This is a genomic window from Pseudomonas sp. SDT291_1_S447 (assembly GCF_054070155.1).
In genome coordinates this window covers 1-491 of sequence record NZ_JBSVXS010000295.1, presented here as the reverse complement: position 1 = coordinate 491, position 491 = coordinate 1, and the positions used below count along the sequence as shown (strand labels likewise).

General features: G+C 61.1%; 1 protein-coding gene. It reads left to right on the top strand.

Annotated features, from left to right (window positions below; all coding sequences use genetic code 11):
• Nucleotides 1-491: GPO family capsid scaffolding protein (locus tag ACW9IR_RS29620; protein WP_457466163.1), on the top strand; the 491-nt coding region annotated here is incomplete at both ends.

Genomic DNA, 491 nt, shown 5'->3' with positions numbered 1-491 from the left:
GCCGTGCGACTGGTGGAAGAGGGCGACGATCTGGAGCCTGGGCAAATTGCTTTGGAAGCCCAGTTGAAACCAAACGATCGCCTGCTGTACCTCAACGATCAAGGCCAGAAGCTGTTCACCAGCATTGAAATCACCCCGAATTTCGCCGGCACCGGCAAGGCCTATTTGACCGGCCTCGCGGTGACCGACGAGCCGGCCAGCCTCGGCACTCAAGAGCTGTATTTCTCCAAGCGAACCAGCCGCGCCGCGTATTACGCCGCGTCGTTGGAACTCGGCCCACTGCGCGAAACCGAGCCGCAGGGCGAGATCGCCCGGCTTGTCGCCATGTTCACCCGCTTGTTCAAGCGTTTCGGCTTTGAAGACACGCCCACCGAAACCACTCCGCAAACCCCAACCGAGAGCAAACCCCCAATGGATGAAGCTACTGCAACGGCCCTCAAAGCCCTGCTGGCCCAGCTGCTGGTCGTCGCCGCTGGCATTCAGGCCGTGAT